The organism is Nocardia sp. CC227C (assembly GCF_030767025.1).
Taxonomy (GTDB): domain Bacteria; phylum Actinomycetota; class Actinomycetes; order Mycobacteriales; family Mycobacteriaceae; genus Nocardia.
This window is the reverse complement of the sequence record NZ_JASITE010000024.1, coordinates 22,861-44,096: the sequence shown is the minus strand read 5'-3', so window position 1 is coordinate 44,096 and position 21,236 is coordinate 22,861. Positions and strand designations below refer to the sequence as shown.

Annotated in this window: 18 protein-coding genes; 9 read left to right on the top strand and 9 right to left on the bottom strand. The window is 68.2% G+C overall.

Translation table 11 applies throughout. From position 1 onward, the window contains the following. Nucleotides 1-8 precede the first annotated feature (8 nt). Nucleotides 9-1,211, bottom strand: a complete 1,203-nt coding sequence (locus QMO76_RS32275) for a homogentisate 1,2-dioxygenase (protein ID WP_306365148.1) — start codon at nt 1,209-1,211, stop codon at nt 9-11. A gap of 181 nt (nt 1,212-1,392) precedes the next feature. Between QMO76_RS32275 and QMO76_RS32270 the strand changes: the two genes are divergently transcribed. Further along, nucleotides 1,393-2,886: a hypothetical protein gene (locus tag QMO76_RS32270; RefSeq protein ID WP_306365147.1), complete on the top strand. Its 1,494-nt coding sequence runs from the start codon at nt 1,393-1,395 to the stop codon at nt 2,884-2,886. Here the strand turns inward: QMO76_RS32270 and QMO76_RS32265 are convergent. Then, nucleotides 2,859-3,122, bottom strand: a complete 264-nt coding sequence (locus QMO76_RS32265; RefSeq protein WP_306365146.1) for a GlsB/YeaQ/YmgE family stress response membrane protein — start codon at nt 3,120-3,122, stop codon at nt 2,859-2,861. The two genes, QMO76_RS32270 and QMO76_RS32265, sit on opposite strands and share 28 nt — an antisense overlap. 156 nt (nt 3,123-3,278) lie before the next feature. Next, the gene (locus QMO76_RS32260; RefSeq protein ID WP_306365145.1) at nt 3,279-3,905 is read right to left on the bottom strand and encodes a TetR/AcrR family transcriptional regulator; all 627 of its coding nucleotides are present in this window, start codon (nt 3,903-3,905) and stop codon (nt 3,279-3,281) included. Between the two features lie 156 nt (nt 3,906-4,061). Here QMO76_RS32260 and QMO76_RS32255 point away from each other — a divergent pair, with 156 nt between their 5' ends. After that, nucleotides 4,062-5,981 (top strand): acyl-CoA dehydrogenase family protein, encoded by a 1,920-nt coding sequence (locus tag QMO76_RS32255; RefSeq protein ID WP_306365144.1) that lies wholly within the window; start codon nt 4,062-4,064, stop codon nt 5,979-5,981. A gap of 4 nt (nt 5,982-5,985) precedes the next feature. Here the strand turns inward: QMO76_RS32255 and QMO76_RS32250 are convergent, their stop codons facing one another. Next, nucleotides 5,986-7,254 carry an ATP-binding protein gene (locus QMO76_RS32250; RefSeq protein WP_306365143.1) on the bottom strand — a complete coding sequence of 423 codons (1,269 nt, stop codon included), beginning with the start codon at nt 7,252-7,254 and terminating at the stop codon, nt 5,986-5,988. 503 nt (nt 7,255-7,757) lie between these two features. Then, nucleotides 7,758-9,449, bottom strand: coding sequence for an HNH endonuclease signature motif containing protein (locus QMO76_RS32245; protein WP_306365142.1), 1,692 nt, complete (start codon nt 9,447-9,449; stop codon nt 7,758-7,760). 651 nt (nt 9,450-10,100) lie between these two features. Between QMO76_RS32245 and QMO76_RS32240 the strand changes: the two genes are divergently transcribed. Then, on the top strand, nt 10,101-11,924 hold the full coding sequence (locus QMO76_RS32240; RefSeq protein WP_306365141.1) for an acyl-CoA dehydrogenase: 1,824 nt from the start codon (nt 10,101-10,103) through the stop codon (nt 11,922-11,924). A gap of 275 nt (nt 11,925-12,199) precedes the next feature. Beyond that, nucleotides 12,200-12,841 carry a hypothetical protein gene (locus QMO76_RS32235; RefSeq protein ID WP_306365140.1) on the top strand — a complete coding sequence of 214 codons (642 nt, stop codon included), beginning with the start codon at nt 12,200-12,202 and terminating at the stop codon, nt 12,839-12,841. A 53-nt stretch (nt 12,842-12,894) separates the two neighbouring features. Here the strand turns inward: QMO76_RS32235 and QMO76_RS32230 are convergent, their stop codons facing one another. The 3 genes from QMO76_RS32230 to QMO76_RS32220 are packed head-to-tail and all read right to left on the bottom strand — an operon-like array spanning nt 12,895 to nt 15,284. Continuing rightward, the gene (locus QMO76_RS32230) at nt 12,895-13,710 is read right to left on the bottom strand and encodes an exodeoxyribonuclease III (protein WP_306365139.1); all 816 of its coding nucleotides are present in this window, start codon (nt 13,708-13,710) and stop codon (nt 12,895-12,897) included. Nucleotides 13,711-13,765: 55 nt separating this feature from the next. Continuing rightward, a complete protein-coding gene (locus QMO76_RS32225) occupies nt 13,766-14,704 on the bottom strand; it encodes a GNAT family N-acetyltransferase (RefSeq protein WP_306365138.1) in 939 nt (312 codons plus the stop codon). Beyond that, nucleotides 14,694-15,284, bottom strand: a complete 591-nt coding sequence (locus QMO76_RS32220; protein ID WP_306365137.1) for a peptide deformylase — start codon at nt 15,282-15,284, stop codon at nt 14,694-14,696. The genes QMO76_RS32225 and QMO76_RS32220 overlap by 11 nt, the downstream gene beginning before the upstream one ends. A 211-nt stretch (nt 15,285-15,495) precedes the next feature. Between QMO76_RS32220 and QMO76_RS32215 the strand changes: the two genes are divergently transcribed. The 5 genes from QMO76_RS32215 (at nt 15,496) to QMO76_RS32195 (ending at nt 19,975) form a co-directional block, all read left to right on the top strand. Further along, nucleotides 15,496-15,849 carry a DUF3263 domain-containing protein gene (locus tag QMO76_RS32215; protein WP_029932962.1) on the top strand — a complete coding sequence of 118 codons (354 nt, stop codon included), beginning with the start codon at nt 15,496-15,498 and terminating at the stop codon, nt 15,847-15,849. Nucleotides 15,850-15,959: 110 nt separating this feature from the next. Beyond that, nucleotides 15,960-16,520, top strand: coding sequence for a LytR C-terminal domain-containing protein (locus tag QMO76_RS32210; protein ID WP_372342134.1), 561 nt, complete (start codon nt 15,960-15,962; stop codon nt 16,518-16,520). Nucleotides 16,521-16,636: 116 nt separating this feature from the next. Then, nucleotides 16,637-17,320 carry a superoxide dismutase family protein gene (locus QMO76_RS32205; protein WP_306365136.1) on the top strand — a complete coding sequence of 228 codons (684 nt, stop codon included), beginning with the start codon at nt 16,637-16,639 and terminating at the stop codon, nt 17,318-17,320. A 13-nt stretch (nt 17,321-17,333) separates the two neighbouring features. After that, nucleotides 17,334-18,479, top strand: coding sequence for a glutamate--cysteine ligase (locus tag QMO76_RS32200; protein WP_306365135.1), 1,146 nt, complete (start codon nt 17,334-17,336; stop codon nt 18,477-18,479). Between the two features lie 92 nt (nt 18,480-18,571). Beyond that, nucleotides 18,572-19,975: a phosphatase PAP2 family protein gene (locus QMO76_RS32195; RefSeq protein WP_306365134.1), complete on the top strand. Its 1,404-nt coding sequence runs from the start codon at nt 18,572-18,574 to the stop codon at nt 19,973-19,975. Here QMO76_RS32195 and QMO76_RS32190 read toward each other — a convergent pair. Then, complete coding sequence (locus QMO76_RS32190) at nt 19,897-21,216, bottom strand: hypothetical protein (protein ID WP_306365133.1); 1,320 nt, start codon at nt 21,214-21,216, stop codon at nt 19,897-19,899. The two genes, QMO76_RS32195 and QMO76_RS32190, sit on opposite strands and share 79 nt — an antisense overlap. Nucleotides 21,217-21,236: the final 20 nt, after the last annotated feature.

Here is a 21,236-nt window from a genome sequence, read left to right as displayed (position 1 = left end):
TCCCGCATTCACCGAATTCCCGGCCCGCGGCCGGACCAGGTCCACGCGTATTCGGGATCCTCGCAGGCCAGCGCGCCCTCACCGAGTCCGAGCGGCCGGAAGGTGTCGACCATGACCGCCAGCTCGTCGAAGAACTCCGCGCCGATGCTGCGCTCGTATGCCCCCGGCTGCGGACCGTGCGCGTAGCCGCCCGGATGCACCGACACCGAGCCCTGCGCGATACCCGAGCCCCGGCGCGCCTCGTAATTGCCGCCGCAGTAGAACATGATCTCGTCGGAGTCCACATTGGAGTGGTAGTAGGGCACCGGAATCGAGAGCGGGTGGTAGTCCACCTTGCGCGGCACGAAGTTGCACACCACGAAGTTGGAGCCCTCGAACGCCTGATGCGCGGGCGGCGGTTGGTGCACGCGGCCGGTGATCGGCTCGAAGTCGGCGATATCGAAGGTGAACGGGTACAGGCAGCCGTCCCAGCCCACCACATCGAACGGGTGTGTCGCGTAAATCAGTCGGGTGCCGACGATCTCACCGGCCGGGCGGTGCTTCACCAGCACCTCGACGTCCTCCCCGTCCGCCAGCAGCGGTTCGGCGGGGCCGTGCAGATCCCGCTCGCAGTACGGCGAATGCTCCAGGAACTGGCCGTATTTCGACAGGTAGCGCTTGGGCGGGGTGATATGGCCCGACGCCTCGATCACATAGGCCCGCAGCGGTTCCGGACCCTCCGGCAGCCAGCGGTGCGTGGTGGCGCGCGGCAGCAGCACCTGGTGGCCCTGGCGCACCGGCAGCGCGCCGAAGACCGTCTCCACCCGGCCAGCGCCGGACTCGATGTACACCAGCTCGTCGCCGACGGCATTGCGGTACAGCGGCGACGGCCGCGCCGCCGCCACGTACGAGATGCGCACATCGGCGTTGCCCAGCAGCAGCCGCCGCCCCGTCACCACGTCGGTGCCGTCCGGCTTGTCGCCTCCGAACAGCTCGTGCAGCCGCAGATGCCGGTGTTGCAGTGGATGATTCGGGAAGGTGCGCTGATCGGGCACCAGCCAGACCTCGCTGTCCACGATGGCCGGTGGCAGGCCGCGGTGGTAGAGCAGCGACGAATCGCCGGAGAAGCCCTCCTCGCCCATCAACTCCTCGTAGTAGAGCTTGCCGTGGGCATCACGGTGTTGGGTGTGCCGTTTGGGCGGCACCGTTCCCACCTGCCGATAAAACGCCATGACCGGACCTTCCGTCAGACCGCCTGTCCGACTCCCCTCGGCGTATATCGTAGCCACGGGCTCACGGCCCGCGTGGCAGATTGTCGTGAGCAATACGCACTATTTGTGCATCTGCTGTGGATTTTCATTGCGTTTCCGACGAGGTGGATCGAACAATCGCGACAGAAAGTGCAAGGTGGTTATGTCAGCTGGTGATTCGCAGGGTGTGGTGTTTCCGCTGGTCGACGGGGTGCGGTCGGCGTCGTCCGCCGGACGGGCCATCCTCGCGGCGGCGGTGCGCGACGCCGATCCCGGGCGTGCGGCACGGATCGAGAACGCCGCGTCCTGGCATACGGACTACCGCGAGCACTTCGTCGCGGCGACCGCCTTGGGGGCGCACGCGCCCGCCGACACCCTGCGCACCGCCGTGGCCGGACTCGACGCCGCCCGCCGGGTGCTGCGCTATCGCATCGGCGCCGAGGAGACCGCCATCGCGGATCGCACCTGGCCGGATACGGTGACCCACAAGGCCGTCACCATCCACGGCGACCGGCAGCCCGGCACCGTCCTCTCCGTGCCCTACGGGGGCACCCGCCTGTCCGGTGCGGCGCTGCGCGATCAACTGCACCGCTGGCACGAGCGGGGCATCGTGGAATACGGCTTCGTCACCGCGCTGGAGCGCGCCATCGTCGACCCGTCGGTGCTGCGCGTGCCCGGTCGGCAGATCGCGCTGCTCGGGGCCGCCGCAGCGCTGGGTCCCCTGGAACCGCTGTGCGAATGGGGCGCGCAGGTGCTCGCCGTCGACGTGCCGACACCGGCGGTCGCCGACCGGATCGGGGAGATCGCCCGGCGCGGGGCGGGCGCGGTCACCGTGCCGCATCGCGAGGGGGCCGCCGGCATGGATGTCACCGCCGCCGTGCCCGAGGTCACGGCCTGGCTGCTGGCCACCGCCGCCGCCGACCGGGACCTGGTGGTCGGCATGTACGGGTACGCGCACGGCGCGCGACACGTCGCGCTCACGGCCGCCGCCGACGCCGTAGCCGCGCAGCTGATGTGGCTGCGTCCCGGGACCGGGGTCGCCTACCTGAGCACGCCCACCGACGCCTACCTGGTGCCGGACCGCGTGGTCGACCACGCACGGCGCGGCTGGGCGGCGCGCGGGCGGATCATGCGCGTCGTGCAGGGTGGACTGCGGCTGGCCAGCGGTGGAGAGCTCTGTCGGCGCGGTTATTCCACCGAACACGCGGCCGCCGACGGGACGCGCTGGGGCGTGGCCGACCTGCTGCTGCCCATGCAGGGACCCAATTACGCGCTGGCCAAACGCATCCAGCGGTGGCGCGGACTAGTGGCGGCGGCGGACGGAAATCCGGTGTCGCTCAGTGTGGCTCCGGCCTCGTGGACCCGTTCGGTCACCGCCAACCGGGTGTTCCGGTACGCGTACGCCGGTGCGTCGCGGTTCGGGGTCGAGGTCTTCGACGCCCGGACCACGCGCTACCTGATGGCCGCGAAACTCGCCGTGGACCTGGCCGATCCGGTGCCGCCCACCGAACACCCGGAAGCGCTGCTGTACGCCGACGCCAATCACGGCGGGTTCTGGCGACAGCCCTTCGACCCGAAATCCGTGCTGCCGCTGGCCGCCCTGTTCGGCGCGCTCGGCACGCGCCGCGATCAGACCCGGGCGCGAATGAACTTGTAGGCCACCAGCAGGATGACCGCGCCGATGATCGCGCCGATGAAGGAGTGCTCCACCGGTGGCCGGAAGTCGAACTCGTGCGGTGCGAACACCAGGCTGCCGAGCGTGCCGCCGACGTACCCGCCCGCGATTCCGAGCAGGATGGTGGCGATCCAGCCCATATCCTCCTTGCCCGGAACGAGCAGGCGGGCAATGGCACCCGCGATGAGACCGATGATGATCATGACGATGATGCCCATGGCGGAGCTCCTTGTCACGTGCCGTTGACGCATGTCGACGGTAGCGCTGTCGCACTACAAAACCGGAGTGTCCCGGCAACTCGGGCGTGTAGGGCAGGCGAATTCTCCGGGTATCTGTTCCCCGGCTGCGCGGCCCCGGCGCACGAGCGTCACTGGTCAGGCGTGGCGCAGTGCGCGGTACACGGCCGCGCCGACGAATTCGCCCAGGGTGTCGGGGGTCCACTCGCCCGCGCCGGACAGCAGGGTGCGGACCGCGCCCTCGCCCGCGGAGACCCAGAGTTCCACCAGCGCGGGAAGTTTGCGGTCGGCGTCCGCGGTGCCCCAGGCGCGCAGGGTGGGCCGGAGGCGGCGGGTGCAGCGTTCCACCGCGAGTTGGCGGCCGCGGCCGAAGGAGTCGGCGACGGCCGGGTCGGGGTTGCCGTAGAGGAGTCGCCAGCTCTCCGGACGGTTGGCGACCACATGCAGCAGGGCGCGGAAGCCCTCCACGAACACCGCCTCGTCGGCCTCCACCCGGCGGCGCGGCAGCACATCGAGAATGCCGCGCAGCAGGTAGTCCTCCTCACGGCGCATGAGCGCCTCGATGAGTTCCACGCGATCGGCGTAGCAGGCGTAGACGACCGGGCGGGTGACCTTCATGCGGTCGGCCACGGCGGCGATGGTCACGGCCGCGATGCCGCTCTCCACCGCGATCTCCAGCGCGGTGTCCAGCACTTGCGGGCGGCGGCGCTCGGGCCCGAGATGCTGTGCGCGCTGGCGCGGCCGGACAGCCGGTTCGGTACCCATGGGCACCGACGATAGCAGCGCCCGCGTCGCGGTGATCAGCTGGTCACAGGGTTTCACACGATTGTTTCCTGCATTGGCGAATGATAATGCTACATTCACGAATGAAATCGACCGGATCGTCCCGCGCGCCGCCGCCCGGGGGCGGAGGAGCCGACCATGAGCGACACCCTGTTCAACCCGAAGACCTGCGAGTTCGCCGAGTTCGACGCGGAGACCCGCCGCCTGCTGCGCGCCACCGTGGACTGGTTCGAGCGCAAGGGCAAGGCGCGGCTGCTCGCCGACAGCCGCGACCGCGTCTGGTACTCCGACTTCCTGGATTTCGTGAAGAGCGAGAAGGTGTTCGCCACTTTCCTGACTCCCGCCGCGCAGGCCGACGGCGATCCGAACAAACGCTGGGACACCGCCCGCATCGCCATGCTGTCGAAGATCCTCGGCTTCTACGGCATGCAGTACTGGTACGTCTGGCAGGTCACCATTCTCGGCCTGGGACCCATCTGGCAGAGCCGCAACGAGGCCGCGAAGGCCCGGGCCGCGGCCGCTCTGGACTCCGGTGAGATCTTCGCCTTCGGCCTCTCCGAGCAGGCGCACGGCGCGGACATCTACGCCACCGACATGATCCTCGAGCCGAAGGCGCGCGGCGGCTTCACCGCCACCGGCGGCAAGTACTACATCGGCAACGGCAATGCGGCGGCAATGGTTTCGGTGTTCGGCCGCCGCGCCGACAGGCCGATCATCGACTCGGCCGACTTCCTGCGGAAGATGACCGACGAGGAGTACTCGGGCTACCTGTTCTTCGCCGCCGACTCCCGGCACCAGAACTACAAGCTGCGCAAGAACGTGGTGGACTCCCAGATGTACGTCGCCGCTTTCGATCTCGACAGGTATCCGGTGCGCGAGGAGGACATCCTGCACACCGGACGCGACGCGTTCGACGCCGCCATGAACACCGTGAACGTCGGCAAGTTCAATCTCGGCTTCGGCGCGGTGGGCGCGTGCGAGCACGCCATGTACGAGGCCGTCACCCACGCCGAGAACCGAATCCTGTTCGGGCACAAGGTGACCGAGTTCCCACAGGTGCGCGCGCTGCTGGCGGACAACTACGCGCGCCTGATCGGCATGAAGCTCTACAGCGAACGCGCCATCGACTACATGCGTTCGGCGCACGCGGACGACCGCCGCTATCTGCTGTTCAACGCCATCGAGAAGATGTCGGTGACCCGGCAGGGGCAGCGGCTCTACGAGGACATCGCCGATGTGATCGCCGCCCGCGGCTTCGAGAACGACATGTACTTCCCGATGGCCATGATCGGCATGTTCGGCCTGCCGCGCCTGGAGGGCACGGTGCACGTGAACCTGGCCCTGTCACTGAAGTTCATGCCCGCCTACATGTTCCACCCCGCCGACGCGGGCCTGGCCGCCCTGCGCTACCTCCCCGGCACGGCTCTCGCGCCGAAGGGAGCCGTACGCGCCCTCTCCGAAGCGTTGAGCTGGGCCAGCCGCCGCGTTGCCACCCCGGCGAGCAAAGCGGTGCCCAAGCTGCGGACCGAATTCGCCCGCGCCGCACACCCTCCCGTCCCCACCCGCCGCGACCCCGCCGACGACGAATTCCTCTTCCACCAGGGCCCCAGCAAGGGCCTGGGCCGCATCCGCTTCGCCGACTGGCGCCCGATCTTCGAGCAGCACGCCCATATCCCCAACGTAGCCGTCTTCCTCGACCAGGCCCGCGCCTTCCAAACCCTCCTCGCCGCCGCCACCCCCACCCCCGCCCAACAACAGGACGTCGACTTCCTCTTCGCCCTGGGCGAGCTGTTCACGATGCTCCCGTACGCCCAACTCATCCTGGAACAAGCCGCCATCGAAGGCACCGACCCAGTAATCCTCGACCAACTCTTCGACCTGTTCGTGCGCGACTTCTCGAAGCACGCCGTCACGCTGAACGGAAAGCCCTCCGCGACCAGGGCGCAGCAGGTGCGGGCCCTGGATCTGGTTCGTCGACCGGTGGCCGACGCGGAACGGTTCGAGCAGCTGCTCGATCGGGTTCGTGAGCTGGCCGGCGCTTACGCCATGACCGCGTAGGGAGTCATGGCCCGAGCAGAGCCAGGGGGATGACGGCGATGCCGTCGCCGCGCCGGTAAGCGTACTTTCCGGCGTAGATGACCGCCGAGTCGATGAGATCGCTTCCGATGCGGTCGCCGAGCCAATGCAAGTGTTTGACGTCGGCATCGGAAACGCGATCGGAGAGCTTGATCTCGAAGGCGACTATCCTCCCGTCCGGACGCTGTACCACCAAATCGACCTCGTGGTCGCCGTTTCGGGTGCGCAAGTGCCCGAGGCGCGCTTCTGCGGCCTCAGCGTAGGTGTGGATGCTGAGCGCCGTCAGGTGCTCGAAGAGGCTGCCGAGAATGGTGCCCTCCGTGAGTTTCGTACTGCCCTGCTCGGCGCGCAGCAGTGCCGCCGAATCCAAGCCGAGCAGGCGGGCGGCTAGAGCGGGATCGGCGAGCTGGTGCTTGGGAGACTGCCCCAGCCGGTCCAGGTGATTTCGGCTCGGAATCCACGCGGGGATCGGATCGAGCAGCCACAGCGACGACAACGCGTCTCGGTATGCGATGGTCGTTTCCTTCGCCGGCTTGCTGGACAGCCCGGCGGTCGCGGCATCGAGGACCTTCGAGTATGCCGCGGTGGTCGAAGTCGCGGCGGCATACGCCGCGAGCCAGGCGCGCAGAACTTCGGGTTTCCGGACCGGGTATCCCTGCTCCGGGAACTCTCGTTGAACGACGTTGGTGAGATAGGCATCGAGTTCTGCACGACGTACGCGCGGGGGCAGCACGCGGATCCCGGGAAAACCGGACGTCGTGATCTCTTCGACGTAGTCGGGCAGTCGAATCGAAGTGTGACCCGTGACCTCTCGCTGTCCGTCGAGCAAGGCGGCCAGTCGGACGGACGGTGTTTCGATGCCACGTTCGGCGATGCTCAGCGGTCGCATGCGCATAGGTACGATTCGGCCGGCACCGGAGTGGACGATTGCGCCACGAGGTGCGGAACTACCGGCGATGATGAAGTGACCTGCCGGCGATCCGGCATCAACGGCGTGGCGTACCTGGTCCCAGACCTCGGGAAACCGCTGCCACTCATCAATGAGCACGGGTCCGGGGGCGTCGGTCAGGATCGCGGCATCGGCCCCGACCAGTTCACGCTGTGCCGGCACACTCAGATCGAAAACCGTTCGAGCTCGCTGCAGGGCGGTCGCGGTCTTTCCGACACCCTTGGGACCAAAGATCGCCAGCGCCCGAAGCTGCGGTTGCAGCTCATCGAGCGTCGTATCGATGATGCGTCGACAGTACTCGGCCATTGCCGTAATCTACCGATCGCATAGCATCTAGTCTACTAATCGCATGACCAGTAATCGACTGTTCGCAGAGAGCAGCCATCCTCCCCTACGCCCAACTCATCCTGGAGCAAGCAGATCCGGACGTTCCGAACTGGATTGGTCCAAACCGCCGGGGCACGGTCCACATTCGGCATACGGTCTGTTCCGCGAAGGTGCTTGTTCCTGTTCCGAAATGCGGAGGACGCCGATATGAACAGTGACGAGGAACCGTTATCTCACCGCTAGTCCCGAAAGAATCGGCGACATTGCCGCACACATCCTCACCCATTTCGAACATGGCCGACACCGATGAAAGTCGCTGAGATCACCTCATTGAGGTCATCTCGGCGTCCTTCATTCCCGCCGGCGAGTGTGGTGCGCCTGGGTCGATTCTCGCCGACATGCGGCTGTGTGTGGCGTGCCTCTATCCCGGCTGACGAATCCGGCCGGGTGGTGTTTGCGAGTGGGTTGTGCCGCGGCGCGGCCTAGTGGCGTAGGTGGTCGCCCCGGGCTGTTCCGGGCTGTGGGCCGTGGTGGTTTGTGAGCCATTGCCGGGGGTGGTGGTGCAGGTTCACGCGGGGAGCGCGGGCGGGGTGGATACGGGTCGGGGGCGCCCACACGACACGGCCGGGATACCGGCCGCTACCGATGCCGGTGCTGCTGGCGTCGACACCGAACCCGCCGCTACCGCCACCGCCGCTGCTGCTGCCGCTGCTGCCGCCGCCGCTGCTGCCGCCGCCGCTGCCGCTGCTGCCGCTACCGCTACCGCTGCCGCCGGGGCTGCCGGTGCTGCTTCCGTTGCTGCCGGTGGCGGTGCCGCTGCTGCTGCTGCGGCGGCGGCGGCTGCTTTTGTTGGTGTTGGTGTTGGTGAGGCTGGTGCTGCCGTTGCGTCCGAGGGTGGCCCAGCCGGTCGGGTCCTCGGCGTCTTCGGGGATCTGGGCGTGGCAGCGGTCGCAGACCAGGGTGAGGTTGTCGATGTCGGTGCGGCCACCGCGCAGCCACGGGATCATGTGGTGTACCGCGCACATCGTGGCCGGGGCTTCGCAGCCGGGGCGGGTGCAGCCTCGGTCGGTGGCGATACACGCCAACCGCTGCCACGGTGAGGCGAGCCGGTACTTGCCGCGCCCCAGATGCAGCGGCAACCCTTTCCCGTCGAACAGCATCAACAACGGGTAGGAGCCTTCGGCCATGCGCAGGGCGTCGGGGATCGACATCACCGACCCGGACGCGGTGTGGGCGTAGCCCGACCCTGATTGCAGGTCGGTCAGGCTCAACGTCAGGACCACCGACACCGGCACGCCGCGATGGGTACCGAGTTGCTCGGGTCCTCCTCCGGCGGCCAGGAAGGCTTTGAGCGCATCGTGATTGCGTTGCCCGGCACTGCGCCGGTCCCGCCGCGCCGCCCCCTCCATGGTGTCCTTGTCGATCACACCGGGTCCCATGCGGGGGCTGTCGGGGTCTTCGGGATTACACATCCCCGGACGCGCCCACTTGGCCAGCACCACATCCAGCAGTGCTCGCAGTTGGGGGTCGAGGACGCCTTTGATCTCGCTCATGCCGTCGATGCGTTGCTTGCCCAGCACCAACTCCCGGTGTCGGGCGCGGTCGTCGTCGTTGGTGAGGACCCCGTCCGGGTCCAAACAGGTCAGTAGCACGTGTCCGACCTTGGTGACGTACTCCGGCGGCATCTGTGTGGCGGCCTCGGCGAGGTGTCGTTCGGCCTCGACCTTGCGCTCGGCGGGGACCGCGTTGGGGATACGGTCCATCACCCGCATGATCACCCGGGCGTGCTCGGGCGACACCACTCCTTCGGCCTGCAACCCGGCGGTGGTCGGCAACAGGGCGGGCGTTTCCTCCCCGCAGAAGGAGCGGGGCCGCAACGGGACCGAGGCACGCACCCGCGCTCCCGCCTCAGCCGCCGACAGGCGCAGCACATCGATCAGATACCCGCGCATGCCCTTGGCTCCGGCGCGTTCCCACAGATGCCTGCCCTCGACCTCGGCGATCATCCGATGCGACAGTGCCGCCATCCGGCACCGCACCGACTCGACCTCCCGCATCACATCCACGAGATCGGTGTCGGACAACCCGGTGAGGTCGGTGGCGAGCAGGGTGTCCATCGCCGCCGTCAATCCGGCCGCGGTATCACCGCCTCGCGTTTCCCCCTCCGGATTCATGCATTGATTCTATCGCGAATTCCGTTGCGGCAGAACGGTAATAGTCATGTGATATCGACATTTTCAGTGCGGTGATCTCGACGATTTCCGGTGAGTCGCCGATGTGCGATCTGGTCGCCTTTCCGCTGGTCGTCTTCTCTGGCGTGGTGGTCGGCGGCGGACACTTCGCCGTCTCACAGCGGTCCCACGCTGGTGTTGTCCCCAAGGGGATGGGACACCTGCACCGGTGGCCTTTCGAACGGCGAGTCGGATCATTCCGTCTGAGCGTTTTCGAGATTGCCTCGGCCTCGGCTCGTCGCCACGCTGCGTCGGGTTTGCCGGGATGCTTGTGCGCGATCTCTCAACAGGCGTCGCCGCGTCGATATGGCAAATATCTGGCAATCAAGGTGGGGCAGGTGCACGTGCTCGATGTGGTGTGTCGCCCGGTGACTCGCTCGGAGAGGTTCGAGCAGGTGCTTGGTCGGTCGAGTGCGCTGGCCGGGGCTTGTGTCCTGAGCTCATGGAACACGTTCCATAGGGTCGGCTATCTTCGGGCGCGCCCCGGTCTGGACCCTATGCGCCTGGTTGCACAAGAACCTACGGTTGCGTAATGGGACAAACGTACGGCAACCTCCAGTTATTCGATCATCGATGGCTTAGGAGGCCGGGCCCGTGACGCACTACAAGGCGAACCTGCGTGATATCGAGTTCAACTTGTTCGAAGTGCTAGGCATCGGGGCGCTGCTGGACGGCGGCGCCTACGGCGATCTGGACAGTGAGACGGCGCGGGCCATGCTGTCGGAGGCGGAGCGACTGGCGACGGGGCCGATCGCGGCCTCCTTCGTCGACGCGGATCGCAACCCGGTGGAGTTCCGTCCCGAGACCTACGACATCACCGTCCCCGAATCGTTGAAGAAGACCGTGGCGGCGGTGAACGAGGCGGGCTACTCCGGGCTCGGCATGCCCGAGGAGATGGGCGGCGTATCCGCCCCCAACGCCCTCATCTGGGGCATCCAGGAAATGCTGGTCGCCGCCAACAACTCCGCGAGCTTCTTCAATATGGGTCCGCTCATGCACCAGGTGATCTTCACCGAGGGCACCGACGAGCAGAAGCGCTGGGCCGCGCACGCCTGGGAGAACCGCTGGGGCGGCACCATGGTGCTCACCGAACCCGACGCCGGCTCCGACGTCGGCATGGGCCGCACCAAGGCCACCGAACAGCCCGACGGCAGCTGGCACATCTCCGGCGTCAAGCGCTTCATCTCCGGCGGCGACGTGGGCGACACCGCCGACAACATCTTCCACCTCGTGCTCGCCCGCCCCGAGGGCGCGGGACCGGGCACCAAGGGCCTATCCCTGTTCATCGTGCCGAAGTTCCTGTTCGACACCGAGACCATGGAAATCGGCGAGCGCAACGGCGCGTACGTGACCGGCGTCGAGCACAAGATGGGCATCAAGTCCTCGCCCACCTGCGAGATCACCTTCGGCGGCGAGAAGCCCGCCGTCGGCTACCTGGTCGGCGATGTGCACAACGGCATCGCGCAGATGTTCCGGGTCATCGAGAACGCGCGCATGATGGTGGGCACCAAGGCCACCGGCACGCTGTCCACCGGCTACCTGAACGCCCTCGAATACGCCAAGCAGCGTGTGCAGGGCGCGGACCTCACCCAGATGACCGACAAGACCGCGCCGCGCGTCACCATCACCCACCACCCGGATGTGCGCCGCTCGCTGGCCGCGCAGAAGGCGTACGCGGAGGGCCTGCGCGCGCTGTACATGTACTGCGCCGCCTACCAGAACGCCGATGTGGCGCAGGCGAACTTCGGCGCGGACGCCGAACTCGCCGAGCGCGTCAACGATTTGCTGCTGCCCATCGTGAAGGGCTGCGGCTCGGACCGCGCCTACGAGATGCTCACCGAATCGCTGCAGACCCTCGGCGGCTCCGGCTTCCTGCAGGACTACCCGATCGAGCAGTACATCCGCGACTCGAAGATCGACTCGCTGTACGAGGGCACCACCGCCATCCAGGCGCAGGACTTCTTCTTCCGCAAGATCGTCCGCGACAAGGGCGTGGCGCTGGCGCACGTCGCCGGGCTCATCCAGAAGTTCGTCGATCAGGGCACCGGCCTGGACGCCGAGCGCAAGCTGCTCGGCGCGGCCCTGGCCGACGTGCAGGCCATGGCCGCCGCCCTCAGCGGGTACCTGATGGCCGCCCAGCAGAACCCCGAGGAGATCTACAAGGTCGGCCTCGGCTCGGTCCGATTCCTCTACGCCACCGGCGATCTCGTCATCGCCTGGCGGCTGTTGGAACAGGCGAAGACCGCCCAGGCCGCCCTGGAGGCCGGAGCCGCCGACAAGGACAAGGCGTTCTACACCGGCAAGATCGGCGTCGCCTCCTGGTTCGCCAAGAACCAGCTCCCGCTGCTGAGCGGCGTCCGCACCGTCATCGAGAACATCGACAACGACATCATGCACCTGGACGAAGCGGCGTTCTGAGTGGCGGCGGGGGCTGAGCCCCCCCGCACCCATGAGATGGCAGCGGCCCGGCGACGCTCGATGCGTCGCCGGGCCTTGCTGTTCGAGGCCCCGGCCCGCCTCGCCGAACCCCGCCCTCCTCGCCCGGCCGCCCGGCGCTTCGGCGGCCAGCCCGACAGCGCCGAACGGCCGCACCGCAAGGAGCCGGCCGCGTATTTCGCGCCACGCCGGGCGGACACGCCCGAATTGCGTGCGACCTGCCGTGTTGTCGCGGACGTACCGGGTACAACTACCGCATGGTGTTCCCGGTGACCTTCGGCTGGATTCAGATCCTGCTCATCGTGCTCGGCGTCGCGGCACTGGCGCTGTTGGTGACCGCTGTCCTCAAGGCCCGCAAGGTCGGGTGGCGGGTGCTCGCGGGGCGCGGCTCGGCCGCCATCTCGCTCGTCCTGATCGCGGTGGTCATCCTCTGGGTGACAACGCTTTTGCAGACCTTCCTCGGCCTCACCGGAGAGGTGAAGGCGGCGCACATCGTCGCCACGCCGGTGGCGGGGGAGGAGCACATGATGAATGTGGAACTCACCCTGTTCGGGGACGAGGGGCACGAGGACCAGCACCTGAACTACCAAGTGGAGGGCGACCTCTGGGTGTTGCAGGCCAATATCGTCGAACTCGAGCCGTGGGTCAACGCGCTCGGCTTCAACTCCGGCTACAAGGTCACCCGGCTCTACGGCCAGCGCCTGGACGGCGTCGCCACCAAGCAGAACCACATCTTCCTCAACGGCGGCGACGGCGACTTCTTCGACGATATGAAGTCCCAGAGCTGGTACACCGACCCGTTCGTCCGCTCGGCCTACGGCAACGCCGTCATCGCCACCCCGGGGACCTACAACGTGTTCATCTCCCGCGACGCCATCAAAACCCGCCCCGCCGAATAACTTCCGGCGGGATAGGGGGCGTATCGGCGTGATCCGCGCCGACGAAGGACGGATCAGTCTCCCAGATCGGCGACGACGGGCGCGTGATCACTCGCGCCCTTGCCCTTGCGCTCCTCGCGGTCCACGTTCGCGTCGGTCACCCGCGCCGACAGCGCGGGGGAGCCGAGGATGAAGTCGATGCGCATGCCCTCCTTGCGCGGGAAGCGCAACTGCGTGTAGTCCCAGTAGGTGTAGACGCCCGGCCCTGGGTGGAAAGGCCGCATCACATCGGTGAACCCGGCGGTGTCGAAGGCGTGGAACGCGTCCCGTTCCGGCTGTGACACATGGGTTTTGCCCTCGAAGAACTCCGGCGACCAGACATCGGCGTCGGTGGGCGCGATATTCCAGTCGCCCATCAGCGCGATCTGCGCCGATGGATCGGCGGTGAGCCAGTCGGTGCCCGCGGCACGCAGCGCCGCCAGCCACTCCAGCTTGTACGCGTAGTGCGGATCGGTCAGCGTGCGGCCGTTGGGCACGTACAGGCTCCACACCCGCACCCCGCCGCAGGTCGCGCCGAGCGCACGCGCCTCGACCACCGGCGTGCTCAGCAGCGCCTCGTCGGCGTTCTTGTCGAAGCCGGGCTGGCGCGGGAAACCGATCTCGACATCGTCGAGACCCACCCGGGAGGCGATGGCCACGCCGTTCCACTGGCTGTGCCCCACATGCGCGACCTCGTACCCCGCCGCCTCGAACCGCTCGAACGGGAACTGCTCGTCCTTGCATTTGGTCTCCTGCATGGCCAGCACGTCCACATCGGCGCGATCCAGCCAGGACAGCACCCGATCCACACGGGAGCGAATCGAATTCACGTTCCAGCTCGCGAGCCGCACGAAAAACCTTTCGATCGAATATCGGCACGGTCGGGCGTCGCCCGCCGGTGACGGATCAGGGCGCCGCGTACCGGTACCGGTGGTGGTCGATGAAGCCCAGCTGCCCGTACATGGCCAGGGCCGCCGCGTTCTCGACCGCCACCTGCACGTAGGCGTGGGTCGCGCCGCGGGCCTGTCCCCAGCGGATCAGCTCCGCGCACACCAGTGTGCCCAGTCCGTGCCGACGATGCTCGGCGGCCACCCCCACGCACGTCAGGCCGATCCATCGGCGACCGTCGGGGGCGGTGGTGATCGCGCCGCGGCCGACGGCCAGCGGCGTCGGCAAACCCAGCGCGGCGAAACCCAGTTCACCCTCCCGGATGGCGGTCAGCACCTCCGTGTCGGGTGTGGTCTCGGCGTCGCCGCGGTGGGCCTCCAACCAGGCGTCGCTGGGCATGGGGTCGATCCGCACCATCGAAGGCCCCTGCGGCAGCACCATATTCGCGATGTCGACGGCCAGGACCGCGGTCTCGTTCCACGTGCGCCAATCGGGCGGCACCGGGGCGAGGCGATCCGGCAGCGACAGCCGCAGCGGCAGCCCGTGTGCGGCATACCACTCGCCGATGCGATGGAGGGTCTCCGCGGACGCCGCCGCGGGTTGGCCCGTACTGCCCAGCGGTACGGCCGAATTCGCGCGATTGGTGTAGTCCGCACCGGCCCGTACCAGCCAGCCGTCGATCCAGGTGCGCTGCAAGCCGGGCCAGCCGTCGGCGGCCGCCCCCTCCAGCGCGCGGATCTCCTTGGTACGAATCGGCCGCGCGCCCAGCGCCTTCCATGCCACCACGCGGTCGGGTGCGATCTGCGTCACCTCGCCGTCCGCGGTGCGCACGGTCACCGGGTCGACCGCGAGCAGTTCGCCGATCACATCGGTCAGCGGCTGCGGATAGCCCTCGGGCAGGCGGTAGCGCACCACCACCCGGCGGCCGACCTCGGGCGTGCCGGGATCAGTCGTCATGTCCGAACGGGTCCGGGACCGTGCCCGGAACCCAGGTCAAACCCGGTGTGCCCCAACCATTGCGCTTGATGGCCTTCTTGGCCGCGCGGGCATTGCGGCCGATCAGCACGTCCACGTACAGGAAGCCGTCCAGGTGTCCGGTCTCGTGCTGGAGCATGCGGGCGAAGAAGCCCTTGCCCTCGATGTCCACCGGTTCGCCGTGCTCGTCGACGCCGGTGACGCGCGCCCACTCGGCACGGCCGGTGGGGAACTGCTCGCCCGGCACGGACAGACAGCCCTCCTCGTCGTCGTCCGGGTCCGGCATGGTCTCCGGGAGCGCGGAAGTCTCCAGGACGGGATTGATCACGCAGCCGCGGCGGCGCTTGACGGTGCCGTCCGGGAACTCGTCCGGGCAGTCGTAGACGAACAGCCGCTTGGCCACCCCTACCTGATTGGCGGCCAAACCCACGCCATTGGCGGCGTCCATGGTCTCGTACATGTCCGCGATCAGGGTCGCCAATTCCTCCGGGGACTCGGTCACCGGGGCCGTCGGGCTGTGGAGAACCGGGTCGCCGACGATCACGATCGGGAGGATAGCCATGGTCGAGAGCCTACTGGGTGCGCTCCGGCAGTAGTGCGCTGACCTGCGCGCGGTGCTTCTGAAGTGTTGATTGTTCAACTCCAACACGCCGGGCCTTCGTGTCGCGAACACGCCGAGCGGTACGCACTGACAAGTCTGCGTCGCGTGGTTGAATGATCGGCGAGGAGACAAGCACCATTTTCGTCTGGTGACAACTCGGCGAGGGAGCATCATGGACGGCGCAGCGGCACGGAACATCTCCGCAAGCGAGGACAGCCCTTCCGCGAGCGATGAGATCGCGGTGAACGCCGCGCAGCCCGACGAGGATGGGGCCCATGGCCTTTCCCGCCGGGAGCTCGAGATTCTCGGGTTCGAGCGGCAGTGGTGGAAGTACGCCGGTGTCAAGGAAGAGGCCATTCGCGAGCTGTTCGGTCTCTCGCCCACCCGGTACTACCAGGTATTGAACGCCGTGGTGGACAAGCCCGAAGCCCTGGCGGCCGACCCCATGCTGGTCAAGCGCCTGCGGCGGCTGCGGGCCAGTCGGCAGAAGCAGCGGGCGGCGCGCCGCCTCGGCTTCCAGATCTGACGCGACCGGTATGCGCGCGATATCCGCGACCCAGGGATTTTCGGGTGTTTCGGCACTCAATCGCGGTGTGATACGGCATCGCAGCGGCGCGTGGGATTAGGCTCGGGGCCGTGAGTAACCCGAATTCGCCGTCCGGCGGCCCGCCGCTGCGGGCGCTGGCCATGGTGCTGATCGCGCTGGCCATCGTATTCGCGGGCCTCGGCGCGATGTCGTTGTCGAGTTCGGATTCGGAGGGCACGGACACCGCGTCCGGCCCGGAGACCACGACGACCACGAGTGTTGTGGCGACACAGGCGAATACGCCGCCGCCCGCCACCAGCACGACCGCCGACGCGCCGACCACCACCCCGGCGCCGACCACGACCACCACCACGACGACCACGGCCGCCGTCGACAAGTCGGTTCCGGTGCGGGTGTACAACAACAGCGATATCCAGGGTCTGGCCGCGACCACCGCGAGCCAGCTCCGCGAGAGCGGCTGGAGCATTGCCGAAACCGGCAACTACGCCGCCGGTGTGATCCCGAAAACCACGGTGTACTACGGCAGTTCGGCGGGCGAGCGGGCGGCGGCCACGGCCATCGCGACCGAGCTCGGCGTGACCGCCGAACCGCGTTTCCCCGGCATCGCCGACTCCCCGGCGGGAGTCATCGTCATCGTGACCCGCAACTGAACGACCGCCCGGCCCCTGCACGGGACAACACCATGTCTCTGGCATCATCTTGTCCGGTACGAAACCTGTCCGCAGTGCTGTACCCGTAAACTCGGTACACGATAAGGAGTTCCCCGATGGCCCCGTCCACAACTCGTCGCCCGTCCTGGCGGACTGTGACCCCGGTGCTGGCCGTCGCGGCCTTCGGCCTGGTGGCCTGCACCAACAGCCAGGAGTCGAGCGACGCCCAGGGGACCACGCCGCCGGTGTTCACCAGCTCACCCGCCCCGGCGGGCGGCACCGACACCGGACACGGAACCGACACCCCGCCCAGCGAATCGGTCAGCGCGCAGCTGAAGGATGTCAACGGCAACACCGTCGGCACCGCCACCTTCGGCAAGACGGGCAACCACCTCGAACTCACCGTCGAGGCGCACGGACTCGAGCCCGGCTTCCACGGCATGCACATCCACCAGTTCGGCAAGTGCGAGCCCAACTCCACCGCGCCCACCGGCGGCCCCGCCGGCGCGTTCCTCTCGGCCGGCGGACACCTCCAGGTCGGCGACCAGAACGCCCGCCCCATGAGCGGTGACCTGACCTCGCTCGAGGTGCTCGCGGACGGCAGCGCCAAGCTCGTCACCACCACCGACAAGGTCACCCTGGACGACATCGAGGGCAAGGCCCTGATGATCCACGCCGGAGCCGACAACTTCGGCAACATCCCCGGCCGCTACAACCACCCGGGCGGCAGCGGACCGGACGCCGAGACGCTGGCGACCGGCGACGCGGGCGGCCGGGTCGCCTGCGGCGTCATCGGATAGCTACAGGAGAGCCATGGGCGGGGCAGATATCGCGAAGGTTCCCTTCAACTCATCGCCCCGGCCCACGCTCGGCGTGGAATGGGAGGTCGCGCTCGTCGACAAGCACACGCGCGACCTCTCCAGCAAAGCCGCGGCGGTCTTCGACGCCTGCGGGGATATGCGCGCCTGGGACGGCACCCCGCAGATCACCAAGGAACTGCTGCGCAATACGGTCGAGATCGTCAGCGGCAAGCACGACACCGTCGGCGAGGTGGTGGACGAGCTGTCCGACACCATGACCGCCGTGCGCCGGGCCGCCGATCCGCTCGGGGTCGACCTGTTCTGCGCCGGCACCCACCCCTTCGCGCAGTGGTCCAGCCAGCAGCTCACCCGCACCCCCCACTACGACGAGCTCATCGAACGCACCCAGTGGTGGGGACGCCAGATGCTCATCTGGGGCGTGCACGTGCACGTGGGCGTCTCGCATCCGGACAAGGTCTTCCCGATCCTCAACACGCTGCTGCTGTCGTATCCGCATCTGCTGGCCCTCTCCGCGTCCTCGCCCATGTGGGCCGGGGTCGACACCGGCTACGCCAGCAACCGGGCGCTCATGTTCCAGCAGCTGCCCACCGCCGGACTGCCCTTCCAGTTCGAGAACTGGCGGCAGTTCGAGGGATTCGTGCACGACCAGATGAAGACCGGCGTGTTCGAACAGCTCGGCGGAATGCACTGGGATATCCGGCCCGCCCCGAAATGGGGCACCATCGAGGTGCGGGTCTGCGACGGCACCCCCACCCGCACCGAACTGGCGGCGCTGGTGTCGCTCATCCACTGTCTCGTCGTCGACCTGGACCGCCGCGTCGAATCCGGCGAGATCCTGCCCACCATTCCGCCGTGGCACGTGCAGGAGAACAAATGGCGCGCCGCCCGCTACGGGCTCGACGCCATCATCATCACCGATGCCGACAGCAATGAACGCCTCATCACCGACGACCTGACCGAACTGCTGAACCGGCTCGAACCGACCGCCAAGAGCCTCGGCTGCGAGAACGAGCTGGCCATGGTCGCGGAGATCCCGAAGCGGGGAGCCTCCTATCAGCGGCAGCGCCGGGTGGCCGCCGCCGCGCAGGGCGACCTGGTCGCGGTGGTGGACTCGCTGGTCGAGGAACTCGATCAGTAGCGCGTCAGCGCCTGCCGGTTCGACTTGCCCGGAGTCCCGTTGCTCGCCCGGCGTTCAACTGCCTCGCGGGCCGCGTTCATGCGATGTTTACTATGGTCGTCGTGCTACTCGACGATCCGCGCCCCGATTCGACATATCCGGGGCGCGGGAGTCGGGACCGGACCTCCGTCCGCCGCATCGCACCGGGCGCGGCCATCGCCGCCGTCCCCGTCCTGCTGATCGTCTTGCAGGCGGCCGCCAGCCACCGGGGATTCGAAGGGCCGCTCGCGAGCCTGTGGCGCGACTACGTCGGGACGCCCAAATCCATCTCCGTGCCGTGGGCGGGACTGGCCCTGGCGCTGGTCGGCCTGAACTGGAAATGGCGCGGCATCGCGCTCGGATCCGCCATCGCGATCGACGTCGTCTTCGCCGCCGCGCGCCTGCTGGGCGACGGGCCGTTCGCCCTCGGCAACGGGCCTACCATCGTGCTCACCCTCATGGGCGTCGGCGCGGTCCGGGGCTGGCGACGGGCGCGCCGGGACGGCGCCGACACCACGCCGTTCACCACCGCCGTGCGCGCGACCGCGCTGGGCGCACTGCTGATCCTCGCCACCAAGGTCGGCGACGTCTGGCTGCACATCACCATCCTGGCCGGGCCGAATGTGCTCGACCCCTACCTGGTGCTGGCCGATCACGCCCTCGGCGACCCGTCCTGGGTGCTGGGCCGGGTGGTGGAGGCGCTCGGACCGGTCGGCTACGCGGTGCTGCACTGGGTGTACATCGAACTGCCGGTGGCCGCCATGGCGGTCGCGGTCTGGCAGTTGCGCGGCGTGGTGACCGAGCGGGCGTGGCCCCGGCACTACCTGGTGCGCACCTTCCTGGTGCTGGGCCTGGTGGGGCCCGTCGTCTACGTGTTCTTCCCGGTGGTCGGGCCGATGTTCGTCTACGGACCCGACGGCGACGGACTGCAACTGGGCAACTACTGGCCGCAGCTGGTGCCGCCCATCGACCCGACCCCCGCGGCACTGCCGTTCGACGAGGTGACGCCTCGCAACTGCATGCCCTCCATGCACACGGCCTGGGCGCTGGCGGTATTCCTGCACTCGCGCCGGGACGCCGACGGTGCGCCCGCGCCACGATGGCTGCGCTGGGGCGGCACCTTCTGGCTGGTCGCCACGCTCACCGCGACGCTCGGCTTCGGCTACCACTACGGGGTCGATCTGATCGCCGGTGCCGTGCTGTGCCTGACCGTCGAATCCGCGCTGCGCGCGCCCGAGCGGGGCTGGGGCAGGTTCCGTATCCGGCTCGTCGGCGGCGGTGCGGTGCTGCTGATAGCACTGCTGCTGAGCTACCGGTATCTGGCCGCCGCCATGGCCGAGCACCCGGTGGCGGCGGGCGCGGTGCTGCTCGGCCTGTTCGCCGCCTACGTCACCGCCTTCTACCGCACCTGGTTCGGCTCGGCGGGGCCGTCCGAACCCTCCTCGCCCGCATCGGAATCCGCGACCGCGCGCTCGTAGACCGGACGGCTGCGGCACAGCAGCAGCCAACCCAGCAGACAGCCCGCCGCGATGACGAAGGCCGTCCACGCCGGGGCGGAGGTGTCCTGGGTTGTCACCGTGCACAGCACCGGATCGTCCGGACTCTCCCGCAGCGCGTAATGCCCGCGGGAGACGTAGTCGCGCAGACCGAGCACCGCCGAGGGCACATAGAGCATGACCGTGCCCAGCACCCGGTTGGGCACATAACGCGGTGCGGCCGAGGCCAGACCGTAGCCGCTGGCCCACGCCAGCACGGTGGTGCCGGTCATGATCAACAGCGAACTCTCGGTATTGGCGGTGGCCGCCGTGAACACCGCCAGCGCCAACAGGATCACCAGACAGATCGTCGGCGCGGCTCGGCGCGAGCCCGCGTACAGGCCCAGCGCCGTCACGATCACCAGCAGTGGAATCGACCAGGCGGGCACCGATGCCGCGATGGCGGCGCTGCCCACCGCGCTGATCGCCACCGCCACCAGCACCAGGGCGCCGTCCCGGCCCGGCAGGAGCATGGCGGCGATGACCGCGCCGCCCAGCACCGCCACCACCGCGACGCCGATATCGGCGATGCTGCCGCCGTGACGGGCCAGCCATTCCGCGCTGAACAGGAACACCAGCACCAGCACCACGCCCGCCAGGATCGGGGTCATGGGCAATTCGATCGACGGCCGATCCGCCGGTCGGCGTTTGCGATTGGCCAGCATGCTCATGGTCACCAGTGCCACCGCCACCACGATCATCCAGGTGGGTGGCATATCCATCGATTGCCAATTCGCCGACGGTATGGATTCGTTCAACAATCCGCCCACATTCGGGAGCGGATTCACCGAGCCGAGCAGAATGCTGGCGAGTGCGCCGAGCGTCCACCCGTAAGCCGGCAGCCGATGGTGCAGCACCGCCGCGCCGAGTGCGCCCAACGCCACCCCGCCCGCCAGGGAATCGATGAAATTCATGGTGGACAGCGAGGCCGCCCCGGAGTTGCTCTGCCCGACGGTGTGATTGGCCAGCAGCACCAGCAGCCCCGCCAGCGCGGTGGCCCACGCGGTGACGATGCTGCTCAGCGTGGTGATGAGCACCGCCGTGATCAGGGCCGCGAGCGCGCCCGCCGCGGTCGCCCGGGGCAGACTGTAGAAGAGCAGATCCAGTTCCAGCGCCGAGGTCTGTGAGGTCCAGGCGAAGTCGATAGGCATAGCCAGCGACAGTCCGGCAACCATTGCCGCCACCAGCGCAGTGATAGTTTCGG

Excerpts from the sequence above, each read along its gene's own strand:
- QMO76_RS32275 (WP_306365148.1), bottom strand. The coding sequence starts at position 1,211 with ATGGCGTTTTATCGGCAGGTGGGAACGGTGCCGCCCAAACGGCACACC.
- QMO76_RS32270 (WP_306365147.1), top strand. The coding sequence starts at position 1,393 with ATGTCAGCTGGTGATTCGCAGGGTGTGGTGTTTCCGCTGGTCGACGGG.
- QMO76_RS32265 (WP_306365146.1), bottom strand. The coding sequence starts at position 3,122 with ATGGGCATCATCGTCATGATCATCATCGGTCTCATCGCGGGTGCCATT.
- QMO76_RS32260 (WP_306365145.1), bottom strand. The coding sequence starts at position 3,905 with ATGGGTACCGAACCGGCTGTCCGGCCGCGCCAGCGCGCACAGCATCTC.
- QMO76_RS32255 (WP_306365144.1), top strand. The coding sequence starts at position 4,062 with ATGAGCGACACCCTGTTCAACCCGAAGACCTGCGAGTTCGCCGAGTTC.
- QMO76_RS32250 (WP_306365143.1), bottom strand. The coding sequence starts at position 7,254 with ATGGCCGAGTACTGTCGACGCATCATCGATACGACGCTCGATGAGCTG.
- QMO76_RS32245 (WP_306365142.1), bottom strand. The coding sequence starts at position 9,449 with ATGAATCCGGAGGGGGAAACGCGAGGCGGTGATACCGCGGCCGGATTG.
- QMO76_RS32235 (WP_306365140.1), top strand. The coding sequence starts at position 12,200 with ATGGTGTTCCCGGTGACCTTCGGCTGGATTCAGATCCTGCTCATCGTG.
- QMO76_RS32225 (WP_306365138.1), bottom strand. The coding sequence starts at position 14,704 with ATGACGACTGATCCCGGCACGCCCGAGGTCGGCCGCCGGGTGGTGGTG.
- QMO76_RS32220 (WP_306365137.1), bottom strand. The coding sequence starts at position 15,284 with ATGGCTATCCTCCCGATCGTGATCGTCGGCGACCCGGTTCTCCACAGC.
- QMO76_RS32215 (WP_029932962.1), top strand. The coding sequence starts at position 15,496 with ATGGACGGCGCAGCGGCACGGAACATCTCCGCAAGCGAGGACAGCCCT.
- QMO76_RS32205 (WP_306365136.1), top strand. The coding sequence starts at position 16,637 with ATGGCCCCGTCCACAACTCGTCGCCCGTCCTGGCGGACTGTGACCCCG.
- QMO76_RS32200 (WP_306365135.1), top strand. The coding sequence starts at position 17,334 with ATGGGCGGGGCAGATATCGCGAAGGTTCCCTTCAACTCATCGCCCCGG.
- QMO76_RS32195 (WP_306365134.1), top strand. The coding sequence starts at position 18,572 with ATGGTCGTCGTGCTACTCGACGATCCGCGCCCCGATTCGACATATCCG.